Genomic DNA, 19,947 nt, shown 5'->3' on the forward strand with positions numbered 1-19,947 from the left:
TCGCAAAATGCCACTAATCGTCGTGGTCTGTCACTGCCTTTTGGCCGCGGACGACTGACAATCGGGTAGTAAGATTCATCGCTGCCGGGACAAAACAATGAGCGACTACAATATTAACGGCCTTGCGATTCCGCTGTTCATGGTTCTGATGCTGGTTGAATATGTGGCGCTGCGCCTGCTGGGGCGCAAGTTGCATCGATTCAATGACAGCGTGAACAGTCTGTCGATGGGGCTGTTGCTGCTGATTTCCGATGCCTTGTTGAAAGCCTATACCTTCGCGGTATTCATCTGGCTGTGGCAAAACCATCGAGTGTTTGAGTTCGACGCTGGCAGTGCACTGACGTGGGTAGTGTTTTTTCTGGGCGTCGACTTCTGTTACTACTGGTTCCATCGCGTTGCCCATCAGGTGAACGTTCTCTGGGGCGCTCATGTTGGCCACCATCAGGGCGAGGAATACAACTTCACCACCGCCCTCCGCCAGAGCGCGTTCCAGTACGCTTTTTCGTGGGTGTTCTATTTACCATTGGCGATACTCGGGTGCCCGCCGGTGGTGTTCGTCGTCCAGTTTGTGGTGTTGAAAATGTACCAGTTCTGGCTGCATACCCAATCAATACAGCGAATTCCGTTGTTTGAAGGGGTGATGTCGACACCATCAAGCCACCGTGTACATCATGCCAAGAATCCTCTCTATATCGACCGCAACTTTGGCGGCACGTTGGTGATTTGGGATCGCTTGTTCGGCACCTGGCAGCCGGAGTTGGCAGAGGAACCCTGTCACTACGGAACAACCCGTCCGCTGGATACTCTGAACCCTGTGGCTGCGAACCTTCAGCACTGGAAGATGCTGGCTCAGGACACCATCAGAACGGCCCGTTGGCAGGATAAATTGTCGCTCTGGGTGAGACCCACGGGCTGGCGTCCCGCTGACTGCGTCGCCGTGAACCACGGACACCCGGGAATGCAGAAAGACGGCTGTGCGGACCGGCCCAAGTACGATCCGCAAACCACGATCGGGAAAAAACTGTATGTGGCGGTATCCATGGCGCTGACCTTTGTAGTCTGCACCATGTTTATCTTCCTCTCGCCACAGCTCTCCGCTATGCAACTCGCCGCCGGGGTGCTGCTGGTGATCTCCGGGCTGGTTGTCGCCAGCGATCTGCTGGAGAACCGGACCCGTTATCGCTGGATGGAGTTCCTGCGTTTTCCACTGATGCTCTGGTTCGGTATCACGTTATGGACCACGCCGGTGCCGACAACCGTGGTCGACTCCATTTCGGTTGAGCGTTCTGCGCAGGAATCTCTCCGCTACGCCAGCTCGGTGTCCCTGTGGCCGGAGTGGCACCCGCAATCTATCGAGATTAATGCACCGAGCGGCGCCTTGACGCTGGGCGACCGGTTTGACGAGGTCATCGAGACGCCATTGGGCCGCAACCGGGTCGTCTGGGACGTGGTTGAGAGCACGCCGGGACGTTCCTGGACGGCACGGGGAAGGAACCTGGACAAGAATATTGAGATCCTGCTGACCTATCGTGTGGAAGAACGGGGCAGCGAGGACAGTCAGTTTGAGCGCTCCCTGACCTACACGATGCCGGATTTCCCGATGGTGGTGGCTAATGCGCTTCACTTCCGGAAGATTATGGAAGAGAAGTCCGACCGGGGGATGGAACGATTAAAGCAAGCGATTGAAGGCTAACAAGGCCGCTCTGTCACAAAAGCGATTTCCTGAACGTCAGTACTTGCAAAGACAACTCGTCAAGGAGCAGGTACATGCGTTCACGCCCGGAAGTTCTTATCCTCGGTGCCGGTTATGCCGGCCTCATGGCCGCGAGCAGAGTGCTTCGCAGTCAATTGGCTAACGTTACTATCATCGATAGCAGTCCACGTTTCGAGCAGCGTATCAGGATGCACGAAGTCCTCGCCGGACGCTCCGTAAAGTCGCCAAAGTACAGCGATTGGTTGCCCGGCAAGAGTGTCCGAATGGTTGTCGACCGGGTGTGTGATATCGACCCGCAGTCAAAGCAGGTGATCACCGAATCGGGCTGCTACACCTACGACTATCTTCTCTTCGCTTTGGGGAGTGAGGTCGATCAGAGTGCGATCCCCGGTGCGTCGGAATTCGCGGTGTCGATTGGGCGCCAGGCGGCGAATGCAGAGCTATCCGGCAAGCTCCGCAATTTGAATAACGTTCAAGGAAAACTGGTGTTTATCGGTGCTGGCCTCACCAACCTTGAGAGCGCAACCGAGCTTGCCGAGACATTCCCGTCCCTGAACATCACATTGATATCGTCGGGAACCCTGTTTAAGGATTTCAGCGTGCCGGGTCGGGAGTACCTTTGGTCAGCTTGCCGGCGCCTGAATATTGAGTTGGTTGAGAAACGCAATGTGACGAGGGTGCTTGAGAACTCGGTCCAGCTTGATGATGGCTCCCGAGTGGAGGCCGATCTGACGGTTGTCGCCCCGGGTTTCAGGGCATCAAAGCTGGGTCAAAAGATGGCCAGTGCCTGGTCTGAAATCATGGTGGACAAGAAGGGGCGAATCCTGTGTTATCCCGACTTGAGCGCGTCGGTGGATCAAACCATCTGGGTCGCCGGGGATGCCTGTCACCGCACGACGGAGCTCCAGCGCCTTTACAGAATGGGATGTGCCCTTGCGCTCCCCATGGGCGCGCAGGCAGGAGAGAACATTGTTCGTCATATTCAGGGGCAAGTGACCGAGGCGTTCAGATTTGGATATATTTTCAGGTGTGTCAGCCTTGGCAGAAAAGATGCCCTCATACAATGGACCGACGAGCGGGATGTTCCCAGGGAAAAGATAACCACAGGGCGAAGGGCGGTGCGAATCAAAGAGTGGATCTGCAAGCTGACGTATTACGCTCCCAAGTGGGAACTGAAAACCGGGATACGCTGTTATTACTGGCCGAAACCCGAGCCTGCGGCCCTGGACGCTACGGAGTGGCCGTATGACGCAGGGTGATGATCTTGATGTGTTTGAGGCGCACCGAACCCAGCTGTTTTCAATGGTCTATCGGATGTTGGGGTCCATCAGTGAGGCTGAAGACGTCGTCCAGGAAACCTACTTGCGTTTTCATCAACAGCCAAAGTCGACCATTTCCAATCCTGCTGGTTGGTTAACTTCCGTTGCCATGAGGGTCGCCCTGGATCAGTTGCGTCTGGCGTACAGGCATCGAGAGCAGTATGTGGGAGATTGGTTGCCGGAGCCGCTCATTGTGGATAACAACCCGGAGCAGGAAAAATTACTGTCCCAAAGCCTGACGATGGCTTTCCTGCATATGATGGAGCGCCTTAACCCCAGGGAGCGCGCCGTTTTCATCCTGCGAAAGGCGTTTGACTGGTCCTATCGGGAAATCGCTGCCACCGTTGGGATTAATGAAGCCGCAGGGCGGCAGCTCTACCGCCGAAGTCTGGGTAAAATGGAGGGGGTGGACCTTACGCCCTCCACGACTCGCGATGACATGCACCTCTTTGATGAGTTCATGGCGACCTGCGCCTCAGGTGATTTTACGGCACTGGCAGGAAAACTCGCTGCTGACGTGACGGTATATTCTGACAGCAACGGGCAGGAGAGGGCGTTGAGGCGCCCGATCTTCGGTAATGAGCGGGTAGCGCACTTCTTGTTACGGCTCCTGAAAAATCAGCCCGATGGTGTCCGGTTGGAGAAAAGATTGCTCAACTCGGAACCGGGACTGTTGGTGCTGGACGGGCAACGGGTGGTTACAGCGCTGGTTTTCTCTTTCCGGTCTGGCAAGCTCTGGCGCCTCTACAGCATACGGAATCCGGAGAAGTTAACGGCTCTGGCGTCTGAATAATGTAGCCTGCGGAAGGTGCCACTTTGGAGGAAAAATAACCCGGTTGGTAACCAATTGAACATATTGTTTATTTTTCCTTCTTTCTCTGCAGGCCGCATGGCTTATAGGTTTACACCGGCTGTCCTGCTGTTCCTAACAACGTTATCCACAGAATCTGTGGGAAAAAAGAGTGCCGATCGTTAAGCCGTATTCATACTGGTTGATTATTGATCTGTGCCAAGTTTGGCGACACTTATAGTTGTTGAAGGCACCATTTGATAACATGATGTAAGAGGTAAAAAGCATATTTCGATAATAAGAAGCAGTGGGGCTATGTCGGGATTGCAACGCCTCCAACGACTCACTGTACATGGACGATGAACGAGCGTTTGGCCATGCACAGACTTCACCACCCCGCGTTTTTTCCGTTTCTGATCGGCCTGCTTTACTATCTGGGCGCGTTTGTTGGCGTCCACTTTGCGGCTCTTGAGAGCGGCATTGTGATTTTGTGGCCTCCGAATGCAGTATTACTTGCCGCACTTCTGAGCCGACCTCCGAGAGATTGGTGGCCCTTCCTGGTCGTCGTATTGGTCGCAGAGGTTGTCGCAGATGTGCCGGCGTTTACTGTGGCCCAGGCCTTGCTTTTTGGCAGTATTAACATCGCTGAGTGCGTGCTGGCCGCAAGTCTTCTGCGCTATTGCCTCAAAGCAGATATGGACTGGCACGAACCTAAAGACCTGAGCCTGTTTCTGGTTACTGTGTTTTTTATTGCCTCCCCGGCTGCGGCTCTTGGTGGCGCCTCCGTGTACGCGTTTGTGTTGGAACGTGACGCACCGTTCTTGACCTTCTGGCGCTTGTGGTGGGTTGGCGATGCGACTGGGCTGATTATCCTGACACCTTTTCTCCACATGGTCTTTAATACCGGATCCTGGCGCCGGCACCTGCTTCCCGCATCGTCTCGTATACTGGAGCTGTTGGCTGCGTGGGGCATTGCTATGCTTGCCTGTTACGCCGTGTTCTTCTGGGATCTGCACTCTGAAAGCTATCTGGCCTTGACTCCCTTGGCTGTCGTTGCAGCGCCGGTTTGGGTAGCAATTCGGTTTGGGCCTTTGGCCGGATCTTTTCTGACAGCCGCTGTCGCCCTGTACGTGGCCTTCGGAACAGCACGAGGCTACGGTCCGTTTATCAATGAATCCGCTGAGCACAGCGCGCTTCTAACCCAGGAATTTGCGGTGTTGTTTACAGCAATGGTGCTCTATATCGCATCGTTCGTGCACCAGAACCGGAGAAAGTCTTTTATGCTTCGCAAGGCTCTTGCGGAGGTGAAGGAGCTGAATCAGGTTCTGGAGGAGAGGGTACAACTGCGCACACAGGAGCTCAACGACGCCAACGACAAGCTACGACTGCTTGCCTCCACCGATGAGCTGACCGGTATTTATAATCGACGTCATATGAGGTGGTTGGGAGAGGATCTGGCAAAGCGAAGCGCCAGGAATCTGAGGCCCTTCAGCGTTTTCCTTCTGGATATCGACTATTTCAAAAGCATCAACGACAAGTACGGGCATGCCATGGGAGACCTCTGCCTGCAGACGTTTGTCAGTGAGGTTTCAGGATCTCTGCGCGCCGTTGACTACTTCGGCCGTTGGGGCGGTGAGGAATTCTTGATCATCGTGCCGGACTCAGACTGTGTGGACCTGATGCGCTTTGGTGCGCGTCTCCTGGAGTGTGCTCGCAATGTCAGGCTACCTGTGGGCGAGGACAGTGTGTCCATCACCATTTCAATTGGTGTCGCTGAATGGAGTGGCAACAGTTTTGAGGACCTGGTGTCGGTTGCAGACAATGCATTGTATCGCGCCAAGGGTGAAGGGCGGGATCGCGTGAGGTTTGGTGCACAGCTCCGGAGAGGGGAAGGAGGCGATTCCGCCTTGCCGTCCGTTTGAGCAGGCCGACTTCCCAAGGTTGTCTATTTTTCCTTCGCTTGCTCAAAGCCGCATGGTTGAGCGGTTTTCACCGGGTTTCCTGTCGTTTCCAACAATGTTATCCACAGTTTTTGTGGGTAAACTTTGCAATTGCTGGCTCCGAGATCCGAAGTGCCGCGTTCAGCGGACGTTCAATAAACCCAGGGAGCCTCAGGCCCAATGGATTGGTTTCCGCCAACTCGGGGTTGGAGATAATTCGGGTGCCCATGATGTAGTCGAACCAGGGGCGGGTAACGCACCAGTTGGCGTCCTGGTTGGTATGCATGTGGTGGTCGTAGTGCCAGGGGATCTTCTTCTTGCCCCACTCGGGGTCGAGGTGTGAACGCCGGTGGACATAAAAGTAGCGGCCGGCCGCGTAGTAGGTCCCCAGGGTAAAAAACGGGGCGACCGGCATAGCCAGTGACGTCACGGCAGTGAGTGTCAGCAGCGAAGTGACTTCGTTGCGAGTCCGCCAGTTACTGAGGCCTTCCGCATAGCCCTCGTCCCGGTAGTCTGACGTGCGGACGAGTTTATGATGCTGCCAGTGGCTCTTCATGGACTTGGGCACCGGGCTGTAACGGGGCTTCCCGGGTCGCGGCGTACCGTGTAGCACATATTTATGTGCATACCATTCCACGCCATTGGCGAAAATGAGGGCGATAGGAAACCCGATCATACAGCTGGCTCCTGATATTATGGCTGAATACCCACTTTGCCATAACGTCTGCAGATCCTGTTGCTATTTTGCGTCAGTATCCGGCGGGGATGGCGGGAATGGACAGCCATCTGTGGAAAGGGTGTATCCTGATATTGAGTTCGGACATACCCTCCCGATAGGACACTACGCTGACCAGAGCTATGACTTCATCTGCGCAATACACCACGCTCGCTGCCTGGCCCATGGCTATTTGCCGGGCTCTCGAGGCTCAGGGCATTGAGCCGGAACCGTTGCTGGCGGCCTCGGGATTGGAGCGCGCAGACTTTCTGAATAACCCGGACGGTCGGGTGGATGTCAGGGAGATGACGCGTTTCTGGGCCGAAGCCCGCGAGGCAACGGGGGATGAGGCTTTTGGCCTGGTAGTGGCACGCTATGTTCAACCCATGCATTTCCGGGCGCTGGGGATGTTGATGCATACGGCCGGGAGCCTGGAGCAGGCTGTGATGAAAGTTGGCGAGTACTCAGCCATGGTGAGTAATTCGGCTCACATTCGCCTGGATGTGTCGCCATCGAGCCTCGGATTCTGCATTGACCCGATTCCCGGGGTCGAAATCAGTCCCCTGGCTGTGGATAGTTTTCTGGCCACCATGACCCGTTTTGTTGGCCAGCTGGGCAATCAACAGCCATTTGTGGACAGAGTTGAGCTGATGCGGACAGCGCCAAAACACGCCGAGCGATGGGATGATGCGTTTCACACACGTGTGGTGTTCGGGGCCGACCAGAACGGTGTCTGGTTTAATCGCCATCAGCTAAAGCAGGGAGTGTTGATGGGGGACCCGCAACTCTTAGCGTTCAACGAGTCTGTCGTGCAATCCTACATCGGTACGTTGCAGAGCACCCCCTTTACGCACCGGGTCAGGCAGAGCCTTCTTTCGCAGCTGGAGCATCAGGAGCCCAAGCTTGCCTCAATCGCTGCTGGCCTGGGTCTGACAGAAAGAAGTCTGCGCCGTCATCTCAGGGATGAGGGGGCCAGCTTCCGGGACCTGCTTCATCAGTGTCGCATGGAGCTGGCAGTGCGGTACCTGGGGTACGCCGGTCTGAGCATCACGGATATTGCCTTGCGGGTTGGATTTACCGATACCGCCAACTTCTCCCGCGCGTTCACCCGAACGTATGGCAAGACACCTTCAGAATATCGAAGCAGAGTGCATTCGGGATGATCTGGTCACTCCGGACAGTGGATTGTCCGTTAGAGACAAGTCGATAATTCCGAATCGCTTACACTCAAGGTCTGTCCAACAATAATACCTTGAGGGTAACCATGTCCCGTTCAACCAATGCCATTCTTGTGCCTCTACTGGGTGCCGCTCTGGCCCTTTCCGGATGCAGTGATGATTCCCGTTCATTTATCGGGAGCGAGAATTCCGAGCACAGCGCTGCCGCTCCAACAACCCGCGATGCAAATAAGAAGGTGTTAGATCAGCGTCCGTTCGAAAACCGGAAAGACTTCGAAAACGCACGCCGTGGGCTGATCGCTCAGGCGCCGGATCTGGTGATCAGCCAGGAGGGCGGCGGTGAGGTCTGGAATATGCCTGCCTATGACTTCGTCGATAGCGAGGGCAAATCTGCACCGGAATCTGTCAATCCGAGTCTCTGGCGCCAGGCCGCACTCAACAATATTCACGGCCTGTTTGAAGTCACCGATGGACTCTACCAGATTCGGGGATACGACCTTTCCAATATGTCGATCATTGAGGGTGACACCGGGTGGATACTGGTGGATCCGCTCACCTCAAAGGAGACTGCCAGTGAGGCATTCCTGTTTGCCCGAGAGCATCTGGGAGAGAAACCGGTAAAAGCGATTGTCTTTACCCACAGTCACCTGGATCATTTTGGCGGCGTGCAGGGGGTGCTCCAGCACCTGACTGATGAGGAGAGGGCCAACCTGCGGATTATCGCCCCGGAAGGCTTCGAAGATGAGGCGACCAGCGAAAATATCATTGCCGGCCCGGCCATGACCCGGCGGGCCATGTACATGTATGGCAAGCAGCTGGGCCGTGATGTCAGAGGTCATGTCGGTACCGGACTCGGGAAGGCTCCCGCCTTTGGCACGTTCGGATTTGAAGCACCGACGGATCTTGTCCGCGAGACCGGCACCGAGATCACCGTGGACGGCGTACCGATGGAATTTCAGGTGGTTTCCGGTTCTGAAGCGCCTGCCGAGTTCACATTCTACTTACCCGAGAGCAACGCCTTCTGTGGTGCTGAACTGGTGAGCCGCAACATGCATAATCTCTACACATTGCGCGGTGCGAAGGTCAGGGATGCACGCATCTGGAGTGCCTACATTGATGAGGCGCGCACCCGGTTTGCCGAGGCGGATGTTTACTTTGCGAGCCACCACTGGCCCTTGTGGGGACAGGCCAATATCCAGGATTTTCTGATCAAACAGCGGGACACCTACAAGTTCATTCATGATCAGAGTGTGCGGCTGATGAACCAGGGCGCCACGCCCCGTGAGATCGCCGAGACTCTGAAACTGCCAGAAGCCCTCAACCAGGACTTCCACAACCAGGGCTATTATGGAACGGTTTCCCACAATGCCAAGGCGGTCTATCAGAACTACATGGGATGGTTCACCGCCAATCCCGCTCAGCTCAATCCACTCCCGGAGAGCGAATCGGCCCGTCGCTATGTCGAGATGATGGGGGGAGAGGAGCAAGTCGTTGAGAAGGCACGGAGCGAGTTTGAATCAGCGAGCGATATGGACGTGACCGAAGGGCAGAAGACCTACCGATGGCTGGCCGAGTTGCTCAACCAGGTCGTCTTCGCGAACCCTGACAACAAGGATGCCAAAGCCCTGCTCGCCAATGTCTACGATCAGTTGGGCTATCAGGCGGAGTCGGGCCCCTGGCGTGATTTCTATCTGACTGGCGCTTACGAACTGCGCAATGGCGCGCCAGAGGTTGGCATTAAGCCAGCGATGATGAAAGATATCCTGTTGCACACGCCGGTTTCGCTCTTCTTTGACAGCATGGCTGTGAGACTGAATGCCGAGGACGCGGATGGCGAAAACGTGACGATCAAGATCACGTTTACCGATCTTGGGGAGAGCTACCTGCTCACGCTGCAAAATTCGGTCCTGCACAACCGGGTGGTCAGCGAAGACACGCCCGCCGATGCGACGCTTGCGATCACCAGACCGTTGTTTGTGGATGTCCTGATTGGAGAAGCGGGACTCAAGGAACTGCTTTTCAGCGACGACATCCGCTTTGAAGGCAGCAAACTCGACCTGATCAGTTTCTTCGGGATGCTGGACAAGCCGCAGGGGCGGTTCAATATCGTCACACCATGAGGCGTGGCATTGGGGCGATCCGGCGAAAAGCCGATCGCCCCTGGTGCGGTGTTACCGGGCAGTGGTCACGTACTTCAGCACTTCAACGACCTGTTCCGGAGTCTGAGCCCAGGCCATGGCGGCGGCATCCACTTCCTTCAGCGGGTGAACGATGTCTTCACCGTGCAGGGTGATGTACGGCTTATCCAGTGCAGCACAGTAGCCGGCGTCGAAGGCCGCATTCCACTGCTTATACTTGTCGCCGAAACGGATCACCGCCAGATCGCACTGTTCCAGCATGGTTTTGGTGCGAATGCCGTTCACTTTTGAAGACTGATGGTCACGCCAGAAGGCAACGTCCGGTTTGCCCAGAACATCGCCCGCAGCATCGCTGGCTTCGTGGTCGGTCACCGGTGCAGTGAACTCCACCGGAAGGCCGGCGGCTTCTGCGCCTGCCTGAATCTGTTCACGCCAGTCTGTGTGGATTTCGCCGGAAAGATACACGGTCCAGATCATGGAAGCTTCCTCACTCTCAAATGAATAGACGCGCATCATACTCGATGCGCGTCCTGAGGGTCAGTCCGTGTGAGCCGCAGGTGGCGGTTATTGAACGAGGTACATGGCGCTGCCAGTCGCGAACATCAGTCGGTGCTGACTGTTGGAGGCTTGAGGTCTGTAGTGCATGCTCCGATGCGCGACAGAGCCCATCAGTTCCGGACTTGTCCAGACTGCCTTGCCCGTGCTGGCGGACATTAACTCAATGGTGCTAACCACGTGGTTGATATCGTCGACGATGGTCTTGCCCACCAGCAACTGTTGGAAGTCCGTTCGAGATGAATCCACGACAAAGTCGGTGACCTCGCCAGGCAAACTGAAACGGCGAGTTTCGATCCAGGTGTTGTCGTTGAGGTCGAAAATAACGAACTCTGAGGAATCGCTGCCGTAAGAATAACTGCCAGCGCAAACCAGTTCCGGCCCCGGCTCATCGTCCAGGTTGGCAAACTGCAACCGGTTGCATTGGGTAGATGCGGTGAACAGGGCAGACAGGTCGGTTCCGGATTGGAGAGCCCCGTCCACAACCTTCCAGACTTTCAGCTGTGAACTTCTGCCGGCCAGGGCCAGATATCGAATGCCGTTATCGCTGGTCAGAGCGAAATCGGTGATCGTGTTGCTCAACGCAACCTGCTCAAGCAATACCTGGTTTTCGATGTCCACCACCGACAGTGAATTGCCGTTGGCAATGAAGGCATCGGCGTAACTGTCGGCGTTGAAGAACTCGGCCTCAACCATGTTGATATTGTCGTCGTAAACACCGCCGGTGCCCCAGTGTTCGGTCAGGTTGCTAAGCTGCAAGGCCTTGAACATGCCGTCGTACGTTGAGGAGGTCGCCAGGAAGATATCGGCGTAGCCGTCGAGGTTGTAGTCGACAATATCGCCATAGCGACTCCCCTCCCAGCTGTTGCTGATTTCCTCCGTCAGGGAGAAGGTGCCGTCCTGATCCATGTAGGCCAGTCGCTGACCGGCGTAGCCGGATTCGGTTGAGGGTACAATGAAAATGGCACGTTCCTGCCCGGGTTCAACGGCTCCCCAGCCGGCTGCGGTGAAGCTATCAAGCTGAATGTCCATGTCCTGACCAACGGTAATGGTTGGTGAGGCGCCAGACAGTTCGGCCACGATCAGGTCGTCGGCACCGGAGCTGCTTTGTCCGGTTCCCCATAAGAGCTCTTTAATACCATCGTCGTTGGCATCACCCACCGTGATGCTCTTGGATCCGTGGCCTTGCATGTCGAGTTGCCAGATGCTCTGGAGCGAGCTTCCCTGCAGGTCATAGGCCGTGATGTTGCCCCACTGACAGTCCCCTACCAGAAGTTCCTGGGCAGCATCGGCATCCACGTTTGCCGACTGGATGGCACAGGTATTGAAATTATCCTGGTAGGCGAGCTGAGACTTGCTGACGGCGGAAAACACTTTTATTGCTCCCCAGGCGTCGGCGGCCAGGATTTCGTCGATGCCGTCGGCATCCAGATCGCCAGCGGCCAGGGTGCCGTCACTGAAGCCGGTACCCAGGTACCACTCGTTTGCCCAGGTGGCACCGTCATAAACCAGACCACTGCTGAGTACGATTTCAAGCTGGGCATCGGCGTCTACATTGCCAATGACCATTTCCCTCGTTGAGCCGTTCACCGCTGTTTCAAACAGCTGCGTTGCGGAGCCGTCCAGTGCAAGCACGGTGAGCGATTGGGTCGCAGAACTGAATTCGCTCTCGGACGTGAGAATGGCGAGCTCCATGATGCTGTCGTCATTCACATCCGCCATGGCAATCGCGTCAACGAAACGGCTGGTTTCGTAGATGGGCCTGGCTGTGTCGGTATCGCCACCAATTACGCTGATGCCATGCTCGGTCGCGACGACTAGCTCCAGTTGCGGATCTGTATCAAGGTTGCCAGTGGTTAGTGCGGTCAGACTACCATCGGTTGGCATGGCATAGGGGTAGGCCCAGCTTTCCTCATAGCCGCCGTTGGCGGCGGACAGGGCGAAGACCCGTTGGTTATCCATCGTGAGGATTTCATTACCGCTGTCTCCGAGGAAATCTCCGATGAACATCGCATGGTTCTGGCCGGGTACGGTAATGCCGCTACGGGCAATCGGAAGGCTTGTGCCGGGGTTGATTACGTCGATGCTGTAATCGACGGCCTCGTCCGTGGAGTCACCAATGCCCAGGCCAAAGGTGATGGTGCTTGCATCGAACAGCAGTTCTTCGACATGCCATTGCAGTGTGCCATCGCTGCCAATCTCCATGCCGGAGGGCCCATAAAGAAGCGTTGCCGGTGAGGCCGGGCCTGGTTCGTCAGGGTCGCTGAAGGTGGCGGTAACGCTCAGAAGCTGGCCTGCCTCAATGGTGTCCGGGATGCCTGAAACGTTCAGGGTTGCCGGGGCATCGCCGATTAAAATGGTCAGGTTATCGCTGGCCTGGGCAAACTGACCATCTGAAACCACAGCGAAGACGACAATTTCATCATCTTTCTGAGTGTAGCTTGATGGCAGGGTGGCAGAGTCGATACCGGTTACGGGAGTTCCGTTGACCATCCATCGGTATGATATCGAGAGTTCACTGATATCGGTGTCCCGATCCGAGTAGCTACCGGCCTCGACGACGATATCTGTTGTGGTATCCGGGGTGGGTGTCTTGAGTATTGGTGCCGCAACCTCTGGAGGAAAACCTGCGTTTTCAATCGCCACCAGCTCAATCCCGCCGAGGTAGGAATACAGGAAGTTGTCGAGGGAGGTAAAGTAGTACCCCAGCTCCGGCTGGTTGTTGCCATCGCCGTCAAACAACACGCGAGTGAACGTTGGGTCGACGATATCCACATACGCGCTTTGGTTCGAAGCTCCGCCGATTTTTACGGTACCAGCCTGGGGATCGCTGTAGTTAGTGATGGGCGTTTGAGTCGAAATGCTGACCGTTCCGGCACCGGAGGCCACGAATGTCCCCTCGAACTCCCAATTGTCGCCGATGGCAGATCGGGAGACGCTGTCTATACGCTGAAAGCCGGTTTCGGTATTGGTCGATAGGAGCCTGACGTCAACATCGAAGTTCTCGGCGTTATCGCCCATAGCGTAGGATACGAAGCCGCTGAGTAACTCCGGCGGATAACCGGGTAGCGTCAACTCCAGGTTGTCGTAATAGACTGTGTATGAGCTGCCTTCACTATTCAAAAGGCTGACCATGGAGGAACCGTTCAGCACAATGTCGTAGTTTTCGACGCAGTTTTCATACTCCAGACGGACGTTACCCACACCGTCGCTGTTCAGGCTACCGTCCATGGTAAAGGTGCCGCCGTCGGAGCACAGATAGGTGGCCGGCATCCGGTCTGAACCGTAGAGCACGCGGTTGTAGAAGCCCTGGGGAGGAAAGGGAAAGTAGATGTCTGCGGGGCCGAAAAGCATGGCCGCATAGAGTTGAATGGTTTCCGGGTCAGCGTCAAGATTGGCGAGGGCATTGCTCCCTTCATAGCGGGACTCTACATAGCCTCCATACTGCTTCTTCAGCTCTGCCGGTGAACGGTCAGTCAGGGTTTTACTGGTCGTGGGTGTGCTGTCTGAACTTCCGCTGCCGCAGGCGGCGAGGATGGATGTGGCTACCAGCAATAAGAACGGTCGGGCTCCCGACTTCATTACGAGACTCCTTTCTGGAAACGACGATATCCCTGTCTGTGTTCTGCGCCACTCGGGTGAAGGGCAGGGTCAGAGTGGGGTGCTAAGTGTTCGCAGGCTATCAGTTTTTGCAGAAGTCTCTCGGACCCGGTTCACAAGAATCGTATCCAATGAATACATGTTTGACGTAATTTGCAGATCCGCCCCGACGCGAGGCGGATCTGATCATTTGGGAGAAGCTGATTCAATTACACTGCCCGGCTTCAAAGAACCCTTCGGAGGTTTCTTTCACCCAGGTATAAACGCCGGAGAGGCCTCCCAGAGAATCATCGCCTCCGGTCGTGTAGTAGCCGCCAGAGTAATAGGCGCGCCCGGCCGTATCGTGGTTGAGGTTGGTGTCGTTCCAGTCCTGGCAGGTGAACTCGCCGCCCCCACCGGTGCCACCGCCGCCACCGTTGCCGCTGCAAGCTGTCGGCTCAGTTGCATACCAGAGTCCGGGGTCGCCTTCATAGAGCGTTACGCTGCTCCAGGTGTCGAAGGAGCCGCCAATGTCCGCATCATCGCCCGTGGTTAGCGCGCGGAGATCCGACATTCCCCCAGCATAGGCCCGGCCGGCTGTAATATGGGCGCTGGGTGACGCGGTGGCCTGTTCACAGGTTTCGGTCGGGGCGTTGGGGTCGACCACCTCAACGGTGCGGTTCTTGGTTGAGGGGTTTCCGTCACTGTCGGTAGCGGAATAGGTGCACTCGTAGGTGCCAACGGCGGTGGTGTCCACATTGCTACAGTCAGCGGTCACCGTCAGTGAGCCGTCTTCTGCATCTTCCGCGGTTGCACCCGGGTCGGTAAAGGTGGTGTTGATTGCCACCGTCATGGGGTTGTCACCAATCAACGTAATGATCGGAACTCCCTGCGGTAGAGAACCATCCTTGCTGTGGCGACTGAAGAAATCCCAGACGATATCCGGATAGCTTGGCCCAACCCGGACGGCCCATTTACCGTTGTTGCCATCTTCACCGCCAACCCAGTAATGGCCATGATCCGTGTCCTGAGTGTTCGGTGTGGCCAGGGGACCGTCCAGGTAGATGGTTTCAACCAGGGAGCGTGAGTTCAGGGTGCCGTCCTGGGTATAACGGGTATGCTCACAGCTGTAGTCGTTCTGGTAATACGGTGAGCAGGCGGTGGTGGAGGCTTGTGCCTCGGCTGTGGTGTCGAAGGCTGGATCGCCATGGACTTTCAGATGGGCATCCCGGGCGTTGTCCGCGCCGGTTTTCAGTACGGTACAGTCGTTTTCGTTCTGCAGGATCATGAGCGGAATGGGGTAGCCGTCATCCAGTTCGCCCTCCATATCAGAGACAACCTGAGACACACTGTGGAATGTCGCGCTTCCCGGACACTGTCCTGAGAGTGATACAGACGCTGAATCCTCACCATAAGGGAGCCCGGAGGCAGGTGCGGCCGCCGCCCAGTACTCGTTGTGGGCAACGGATGCAACGATGGTCATTGCGCCGCCCGAGGAGAGGCCGGTCATGAACCGACGATTCGGGTCGACGCTGTAATTGGATTCCACGGCAAGTGCGATCTGGTGCAGGTCTTCTACCTCGCCGGCGCCTTCATGACGGTGATGATCGAACCAGAAGCCCCAGCAGTTTTCGTTTCGCAGGCCGTCATAACTCGTGATGAACGGTGCCACCAGAATGAATCCGTAGGTGTCGGCGGCTTCTTTGAGTCCCCAGTCGTTCAGGACATCGTCATTGGTCTGTTTACAGCCGTGAAGTGCCATCACCATGGGCGCAGGGGTGGCGAGGTTATCCGGAACATAGACTTTGTAATTCCGGCTTCGGGATTGGTTGTAGGATTGTTGCGGCAGGGTGTAGGCATCGGTCTGGCCGGCGCTTGCGGGGTGCGCAGGAAGCACCAGTATTGATGCGAAGGCAACGCCTGATAGCAACTGACCCACCCGATTCAAGATGAGCGATAACTTCATCGTTCAGAACTCCTTTTATTGGATTTATTGTTCGGCGGTTCTGAACAAGGAAATATCGTGCCACCCTTCTAACCTATTGATTTAATAGAGGTGGCCTGTGTAGATATGCGGGCGATATGGCCTGGATTCCGGACAATTGTCCGGAATCCCTGACTGTCAGTCAGCAAGTTGCTGATGGAGTCTGGCTGAGGCTTGAACGAGGAGCGCTTCCTCGGCGCTTTCAGGCGTCATATCAGACGTCTTCTTGAGAAGGTCCCGTGCGGCTTTTTCGCCATCCTGCCCTCTCACCTTGATAATGGCGCGGGCGTACTCGTAATAGAGGCCTGGATACTCAGGTGCAAGTTCCCGGGCTTTTTCGAAGTGTGCCTTCATTTTCGACTCGCTCGCGCCGTAAGTAATGCGCGCAACAAAGCTGCCCGCTTTTTCGATGATGCCTGCCTGTACACCGGCCAGGAGGGTCATTGCGTAGATGTTTTCAGCATCTTGCTCAAGTAACGATTCCAGTGTTTCCAGAACATCGGAGGTGTATCCCGTTCCCAGAGCCTCGGTTGCAGACATCTCCTCAATGGTGCGGGCCTTTCCGTAGGCGTTGCCAAAGCGAATGATCGGATGATCGGGGGCCAGGTCTCGAATCTCCTGGGTTCGGCTTATGACTTCCTCCAGCAGTGCGCGGCGTTGTTCCGGGTCGGATTCAATGAGTGTTGCGTGCAGCGCCTGTGCATAAAGGGCGGGAAAATAGCCAGCCGGGCCAAGGGCCAGTCCAAGGTCTCTGGCATCCTTGAACCGACCATTGAAGAGCAGGCTCCAGGCGGTCCGCAGTTCGCGGGCATAGGCTTCGAAATGCCCATCAAGCGGACCCTCAAGCAGGTATGAGAGCTCTGGATGAGCCGCTGATGATTCTTGTAGGTGCCTGCGTGTGTAGTCGTAGAGCGCTGGCCATCTCTCTGCATCTGATTGGAGGCTCAGAGCTGTTGGCAGAGGGCCGCGAAACCCGCCCGTCAGCATCTGCCAATGCTGGTCAAGGTTCTGCTGTGAGTAATCGAATGACCGGAGAGATTCGGGGTAGGGCGCCCAGGTCTTGTCAGCCAGCACCAATTCGCTGTGCAGCATTACGGTCAGAAAAAATATTGAAAGCCTTAGCATGGGTTTCTCCTGATTTTTGGTGAAGAAAAACACAGCACGGGCGAGCGTCCATTGGCTTTTATTCTGAGTGATGCTGAAAAGAGGCCAATGGTTGTTGCAACGATAGGGCTTTCAACAAGTTGTGATGTCTGTCACAAAACTGACAGTAAGGGAAGTCTGTTGAGCCAAGGCCAAGAAGCGAACCTTTTGGTGTTATTTCCGTGAACTTGGGTGAATTTGTCTCGATATAACAAAAAAGTGAGTTCGCAATGAAATATGCAAAGTCAGCCTTGGCGCTTGCCATGTTCTTTACCCTCGGGGGATGCGGCGGTTCTGATAACAGTGCGGAACAGCCACCTGGTCCAGTCGTGGGGCAGGAGATTCAGGAGCGCGAGCCAGATCAACAAACGGATCCAGTCGAAAAAGTCGGGGATGGAATCATCCGCGTCCTCTCAAACCGTGCCGACCTCATAAGCGCAGGGGACGCTCTGGTAGAGATCGAAATCCCTGCACCTGAGAATCGGGATGGAGCCAAACTTTTCCTCAATGGTTCTGAATTTTCTCCCGATCTGGTCCCTGTGGCTGAACGTGAAGGGGCTGTCAGGACGCTCGTTGAAGGACTGAGTGTGGGCGAAAACGAGTTGCGCCTGGTTCTCCCCGGAAATGGCGTGGTCACCCAAACCATCGTTAACCACCCGGCAGGCGGTCCGGTGTTCTCGGGTCCGCAGGTTCAGCCCTGGACCTGCACCAATGACGCCGCTATCGACGAGCAGTGCAACCAGGCACCGGACTACGAAATCAAGTACGTGCCCGCGTCGGTGTTTGACCAGTACACGGCCAACTTCGATCCGCAGTCTCCTGGAATCTCGAACGCCTTCGTACCCTACGATCCTGAGAATCCACCTGCAGAAGAGGATGTCGCCACAGTCACCACCGATGAGGGCATGACTGTGCCATTCATTGTGCGAGTTGAGCGAGGTGTTCTGAACAGGGACCGTTACCAGATTATGTCTCTTTTTCAGCCTGATCAGCCATGGGATGGCACACGCCCGCAGGCACAGTGGAACGGGAAGGTATTGATCCATCACGGCGGCAACGTTGGTGTGAGCTACGCGATGGGCAATCCGCCAAATGGTGATATTTCCGGTACGGCACCCGATGGTTTCGAAGTGCTGTTGGGCGACAGTATTTCTGTGGCCCTGTCCAAGGGGTTTGTCACGCTATCCACTGCCCAGGCTAACCTTGGTCATAACGTCAATCTGGTGACCGCTGCCGAATCACTGGTGATGAGTAAAGAGCACATCGTCGAGCAGTATGGTCCGATCCGTTACACCATCGGTACTGGCTGCTCTGGTGGAGCCATTGCCCAGCAGCACATTGCCAACGCGTATCCCGGCATTTACCAGGGGCTGATCGTTCAGTGTTCCTATCCGGACGTCTGGACCACCGCCACGCAGTTTGCCGATTACAATCTGTTGAATGAGTATTTCGGCAACCAGGTACCAGAGTCGCCGGACGACCTCACCGGTTTCTTTGAAGCGCTGCTGACCTCCGATTATCTCGCCCTGCAGTGGCCCGCACTATACGGCCATCTCCCGATTAACCCTGTTGTGTCGGATCTGGCGTTCTTCCCCTCTGCGTTTCCAGATCAGGAAAACTGCCCGGGCCTGAATGGCAAGGCCGAGGTGTACGACAAAGTCGAGCGACCCGATGGTCTGCGTTGCGGCCTGATTGACTATATGGTGACGCAGTTCGGTACCCGTACGCCGGATGCGTGGTCCCCCAACGAGCAGCTTCTTTCACGGGGATTTGCGGGGATTCCGCTGGATAACGTCGGTGTCCAGTATGGGCTGCGGGCGTTGCAGGATGGCACCATCACCGCGGATCAGTTCCTGGCAGTAAACCGGGAAATTGGCGGCTTTGATGTCGACATCGATTATCAGGCTGAGAGAACCGTCGCTGATCCCGAGGCCTTGACCAACGCCTACCGCACTGGCGCGATCAATACGGCTGAAAACGTAGCGAATATCCCCATTATTGACCTGCGTGGTCCTGATCCGGGTATTGCCCACGATGCCTACCATTCCTGGCAGACCCGGGCACGTATCCAGGCAACCCAGGGGCACAGCAGGAACCACACCATCTGGTTTGGCGCATTCCCGTTGGCTGGAGACAGCATCTACACCACGGAAGCGTTGTACGTGATGGATGACTGGCTCTCGAACATTGAGGCGGACACGAGCAGCAATGGCATTGAAGAACGGGTGATCGCAAACAAGCCTCTGGAAGCCCGTGATCGTTGCCTGCCGGTGTCTTCATTGCTGAGTGAGCATGGTCCTTTTGTGCCGTACACAGGGAACCTTCTGACTCCGAATCCAACCTGGACCCAGGCAGACATGCTGTCTTTCCCTGAGTTTCCTGCGGAGCTTGGGCAGATCCTGGATATTGCGACGGGACAGGTCTGTGGCCTGGATCTGGGAGAGCTTGGGCTCCCTGAGATCATCACCGATCCGCTCAGCCCGATCACGGATGAAGTGGTTTCCATTCAACAGCTCGTGGTGCAGACGCGTTTTGGAACGCCGCGCACGGTTGCCGGTGATGACATCAGAACCCTGACCAACAAGTGCCAGCTCAAGCCGGTGGACCCGGCGGATTATCCGGTGAATCTCCTGAACGGAACCTATGATTCGGAGGCGCTGGCACGAGAGGTGGCGAAGATCTTCCCGGACGGCGTTTGCGATTACAGCAAATCGCCGGTTGGTGAAGTGCCCACCCTGACCTGGCTGCAATACGGAGATGAATCCGACAGAGTGACCGGAGGCGATCCGTTGCCAGCCCATGAGCAGAATGTCGCTGGTTGGGCGGCGCCTGCGTTTGAGGTCAACCTGTCACCGCGCAGCGACCTGTAAGGAAATGGTCTGGCAGAGCAGG

The 19,947-nt window shown here is 56.1% G+C and carries 12 protein-coding genes; 7 read left to right on the forward strand and 5 right to left on the reverse strand.

Annotated features, from left to right (window positions below; all coding sequences use genetic code 11):
* Positions 1-97 precede the first annotated feature (97 nt).
* From D777_RS07470 to D777_RS07485, 4 genes are all read left to right on the forward strand, one after another.
* Entirely contained in the window at positions 98-1,693 is a 1,596-nt protein-coding gene (locus tag D777_RS07470) for a sterol desaturase/SRPBCC family protein (protein ID WP_036130170.1), read from the forward strand.
* A gap of 74 nt (positions 1,694-1,767) precedes the next feature.
* Positions 1,768-2,973 (forward strand): NAD(P)/FAD-dependent oxidoreductase, encoded by a 1,206-nt coding sequence (locus tag D777_RS07475; RefSeq protein WP_036130172.1) that lies wholly within the window; start codon positions 1,768-1,770, stop codon positions 2,971-2,973.
* Positions 2,960-3,826 (forward strand): RNA polymerase sigma factor SigJ, encoded by an 867-nt coding sequence (gene sigJ, locus D777_RS07480; RefSeq protein ID WP_036130174.1) that lies wholly within the window; start codon positions 2,960-2,962, stop codon positions 3,824-3,826. The genes D777_RS07475 and sigJ overlap by 14 nt, the downstream gene beginning before the upstream one ends.
* Positions 3,827-4,200: 374 nt before the next feature.
* On the forward strand, positions 4,201-5,745 hold the full coding sequence (locus D777_RS07485) for a sensor domain-containing diguanylate cyclase (RefSeq protein ID WP_160171430.1): 1,545 nt from the start codon (positions 4,201-4,203) through the stop codon (positions 5,743-5,745).
* Positions 5,746-5,842: 97 nt separating this feature from the next.
* Here D777_RS07485 and D777_RS07490 read toward each other — a convergent pair whose 3' ends face one another.
* Complete coding sequence (locus tag D777_RS07490; protein WP_036130179.1) at positions 5,843-6,439, reverse strand: sterol desaturase family protein; 597 nt, start codon at positions 6,437-6,439, stop codon at positions 5,843-5,845.
* 182 nt (positions 6,440-6,621) lie between these two features.
* Between D777_RS07490 and D777_RS07495 the strand changes: the two genes are divergently transcribed.
* Both D777_RS07495 and D777_RS07500 read left to right on the forward strand, forming a co-directional pair.
* Complete coding sequence (locus D777_RS07495) at positions 6,622-7,641, forward strand: AraC family transcriptional regulator (protein WP_036130182.1); 1,020 nt, start codon at positions 6,622-6,624, stop codon at positions 7,639-7,641.
* Positions 7,642-7,742: 101 nt separating this feature from the next.
* Positions 7,743-9,776, forward strand: a complete 2,034-nt coding sequence (locus tag D777_RS07500; protein ID WP_036130185.1) for an alkyl/aryl-sulfatase — start codon at positions 7,743-7,745, stop codon at positions 9,774-9,776.
* Between the two features lie 51 nt (positions 9,777-9,827).
* Here D777_RS07500 and D777_RS07505 read toward each other — a convergent pair whose 3' ends face one another.
* The 4 genes from D777_RS07505 to D777_RS07520 form a co-directional block, all read right to left on the reverse strand.
* Entirely contained in the window at positions 9,828-10,271 is a 444-nt protein-coding gene (locus tag D777_RS07505; protein WP_036131157.1) for a YtoQ family protein, read from the reverse strand.
* An 87-nt stretch (positions 10,272-10,358) separates the two neighbouring features.
* Positions 10,359-13,931 (reverse strand): hypothetical protein, encoded by a 3,573-nt coding sequence (locus D777_RS07510; RefSeq protein ID WP_036130188.1) that lies wholly within the window; start codon positions 13,929-13,931, stop codon positions 10,359-10,361.
* 223 nt (positions 13,932-14,154) lie between these two features.
* Positions 14,155-15,894: an extracellular catalytic domain type 1 short-chain-length polyhydroxyalkanoate depolymerase gene (locus D777_RS07515; protein ID WP_036130189.1), complete on the reverse strand. Its 1,740-nt coding sequence runs from the start codon at positions 15,892-15,894 to the stop codon at positions 14,155-14,157.
* A gap of 156 nt (positions 15,895-16,050) precedes the next feature.
* A complete protein-coding gene (locus D777_RS07520; RefSeq protein WP_036130191.1) occupies positions 16,051-17,037 on the reverse strand; it encodes a hypothetical protein in 987 nt (328 codons plus the stop codon).
* A gap of 248 nt (positions 17,038-17,285) precedes the next feature.
* On the opposite strand from D777_RS07520, the gene D777_RS07525 reads away from it, so the two are divergent.
* Positions 17,286-19,925 (forward strand): DUF6351 family protein, encoded by a 2,640-nt coding sequence (locus tag D777_RS07525; protein ID WP_036130193.1) that lies wholly within the window; start codon positions 17,286-17,288, stop codon positions 19,923-19,925.
* Positions 19,926-19,947: the final 22 nt, after the last annotated feature.

The sequence above is a fragment of the Marinobacter nitratireducens genome (assembly GCF_000708045.1).
Classification (GTDB): Bacteria; Pseudomonadota; Gammaproteobacteria; order Pseudomonadales; family Oleiphilaceae; genus Marinobacter; species Marinobacter nitratireducens.

Coding starts and splice junctions, on each gene's coding strand:
- D777_RS07520 (WP_036130191.1), bottom strand. CDS start 17,037: ATGCTAAGGCTTTCAATATTTTTTCTGACCGTAATGCTGCACAGCGAA.
- D777_RS07485 (WP_160171430.1), top strand. CDS start 4,201: ATGCACAGACTTCACCACCCCGCGTTTTTTCCGTTTCTGATCGGCCTG.
- D777_RS07500 (WP_036130185.1), top strand. CDS start 7,743: ATGTCCCGTTCAACCAATGCCATTCTTGTGCCTCTACTGGGTGCCGCT.
- D777_RS07470 (WP_036130170.1), top strand. CDS start 98: ATGAGCGACTACAATATTAACGGCCTTGCGATTCCGCTGTTCATGGTT.
- D777_RS07515 (WP_036130189.1), bottom strand. CDS start 15,894: ATGAAGTTATCGCTCATCTTGAATCGGGTGGGTCAGTTGCTATCAGGC.
- sigJ (WP_036130174.1), top strand. CDS start 2,960: ATGACGCAGGGTGATGATCTTGATGTGTTTGAGGCGCACCGAACCCAG.
- D777_RS07505 (WP_036131157.1), bottom strand. CDS start 10,271: ATGATCTGGACCGTGTATCTTTCCGGCGAAATCCACACAGACTGGCGT.
- D777_RS07490 (WP_036130179.1), bottom strand. CDS start 6,439: ATGATCGGGTTTCCTATCGCCCTCATTTTCGCCAATGGCGTGGAATGG.
- D777_RS07495 (WP_036130182.1), top strand. CDS start 6,622: ATGACTTCATCTGCGCAATACACCACGCTCGCTGCCTGGCCCATGGCT.
- D777_RS07510 (WP_036130188.1), bottom strand. CDS start 13,931: ATGAAGTCGGGAGCCCGACCGTTCTTATTGCTGGTAGCCACATCCATC.
- D777_RS07475 (WP_036130172.1), top strand. CDS start 1,768: ATGCGTTCACGCCCGGAAGTTCTTATCCTCGGTGCCGGTTATGCCGGC.
- D777_RS07525 (WP_036130193.1), top strand. CDS start 17,286: ATGAAATATGCAAAGTCAGCCTTGGCGCTTGCCATGTTCTTTACCCTC.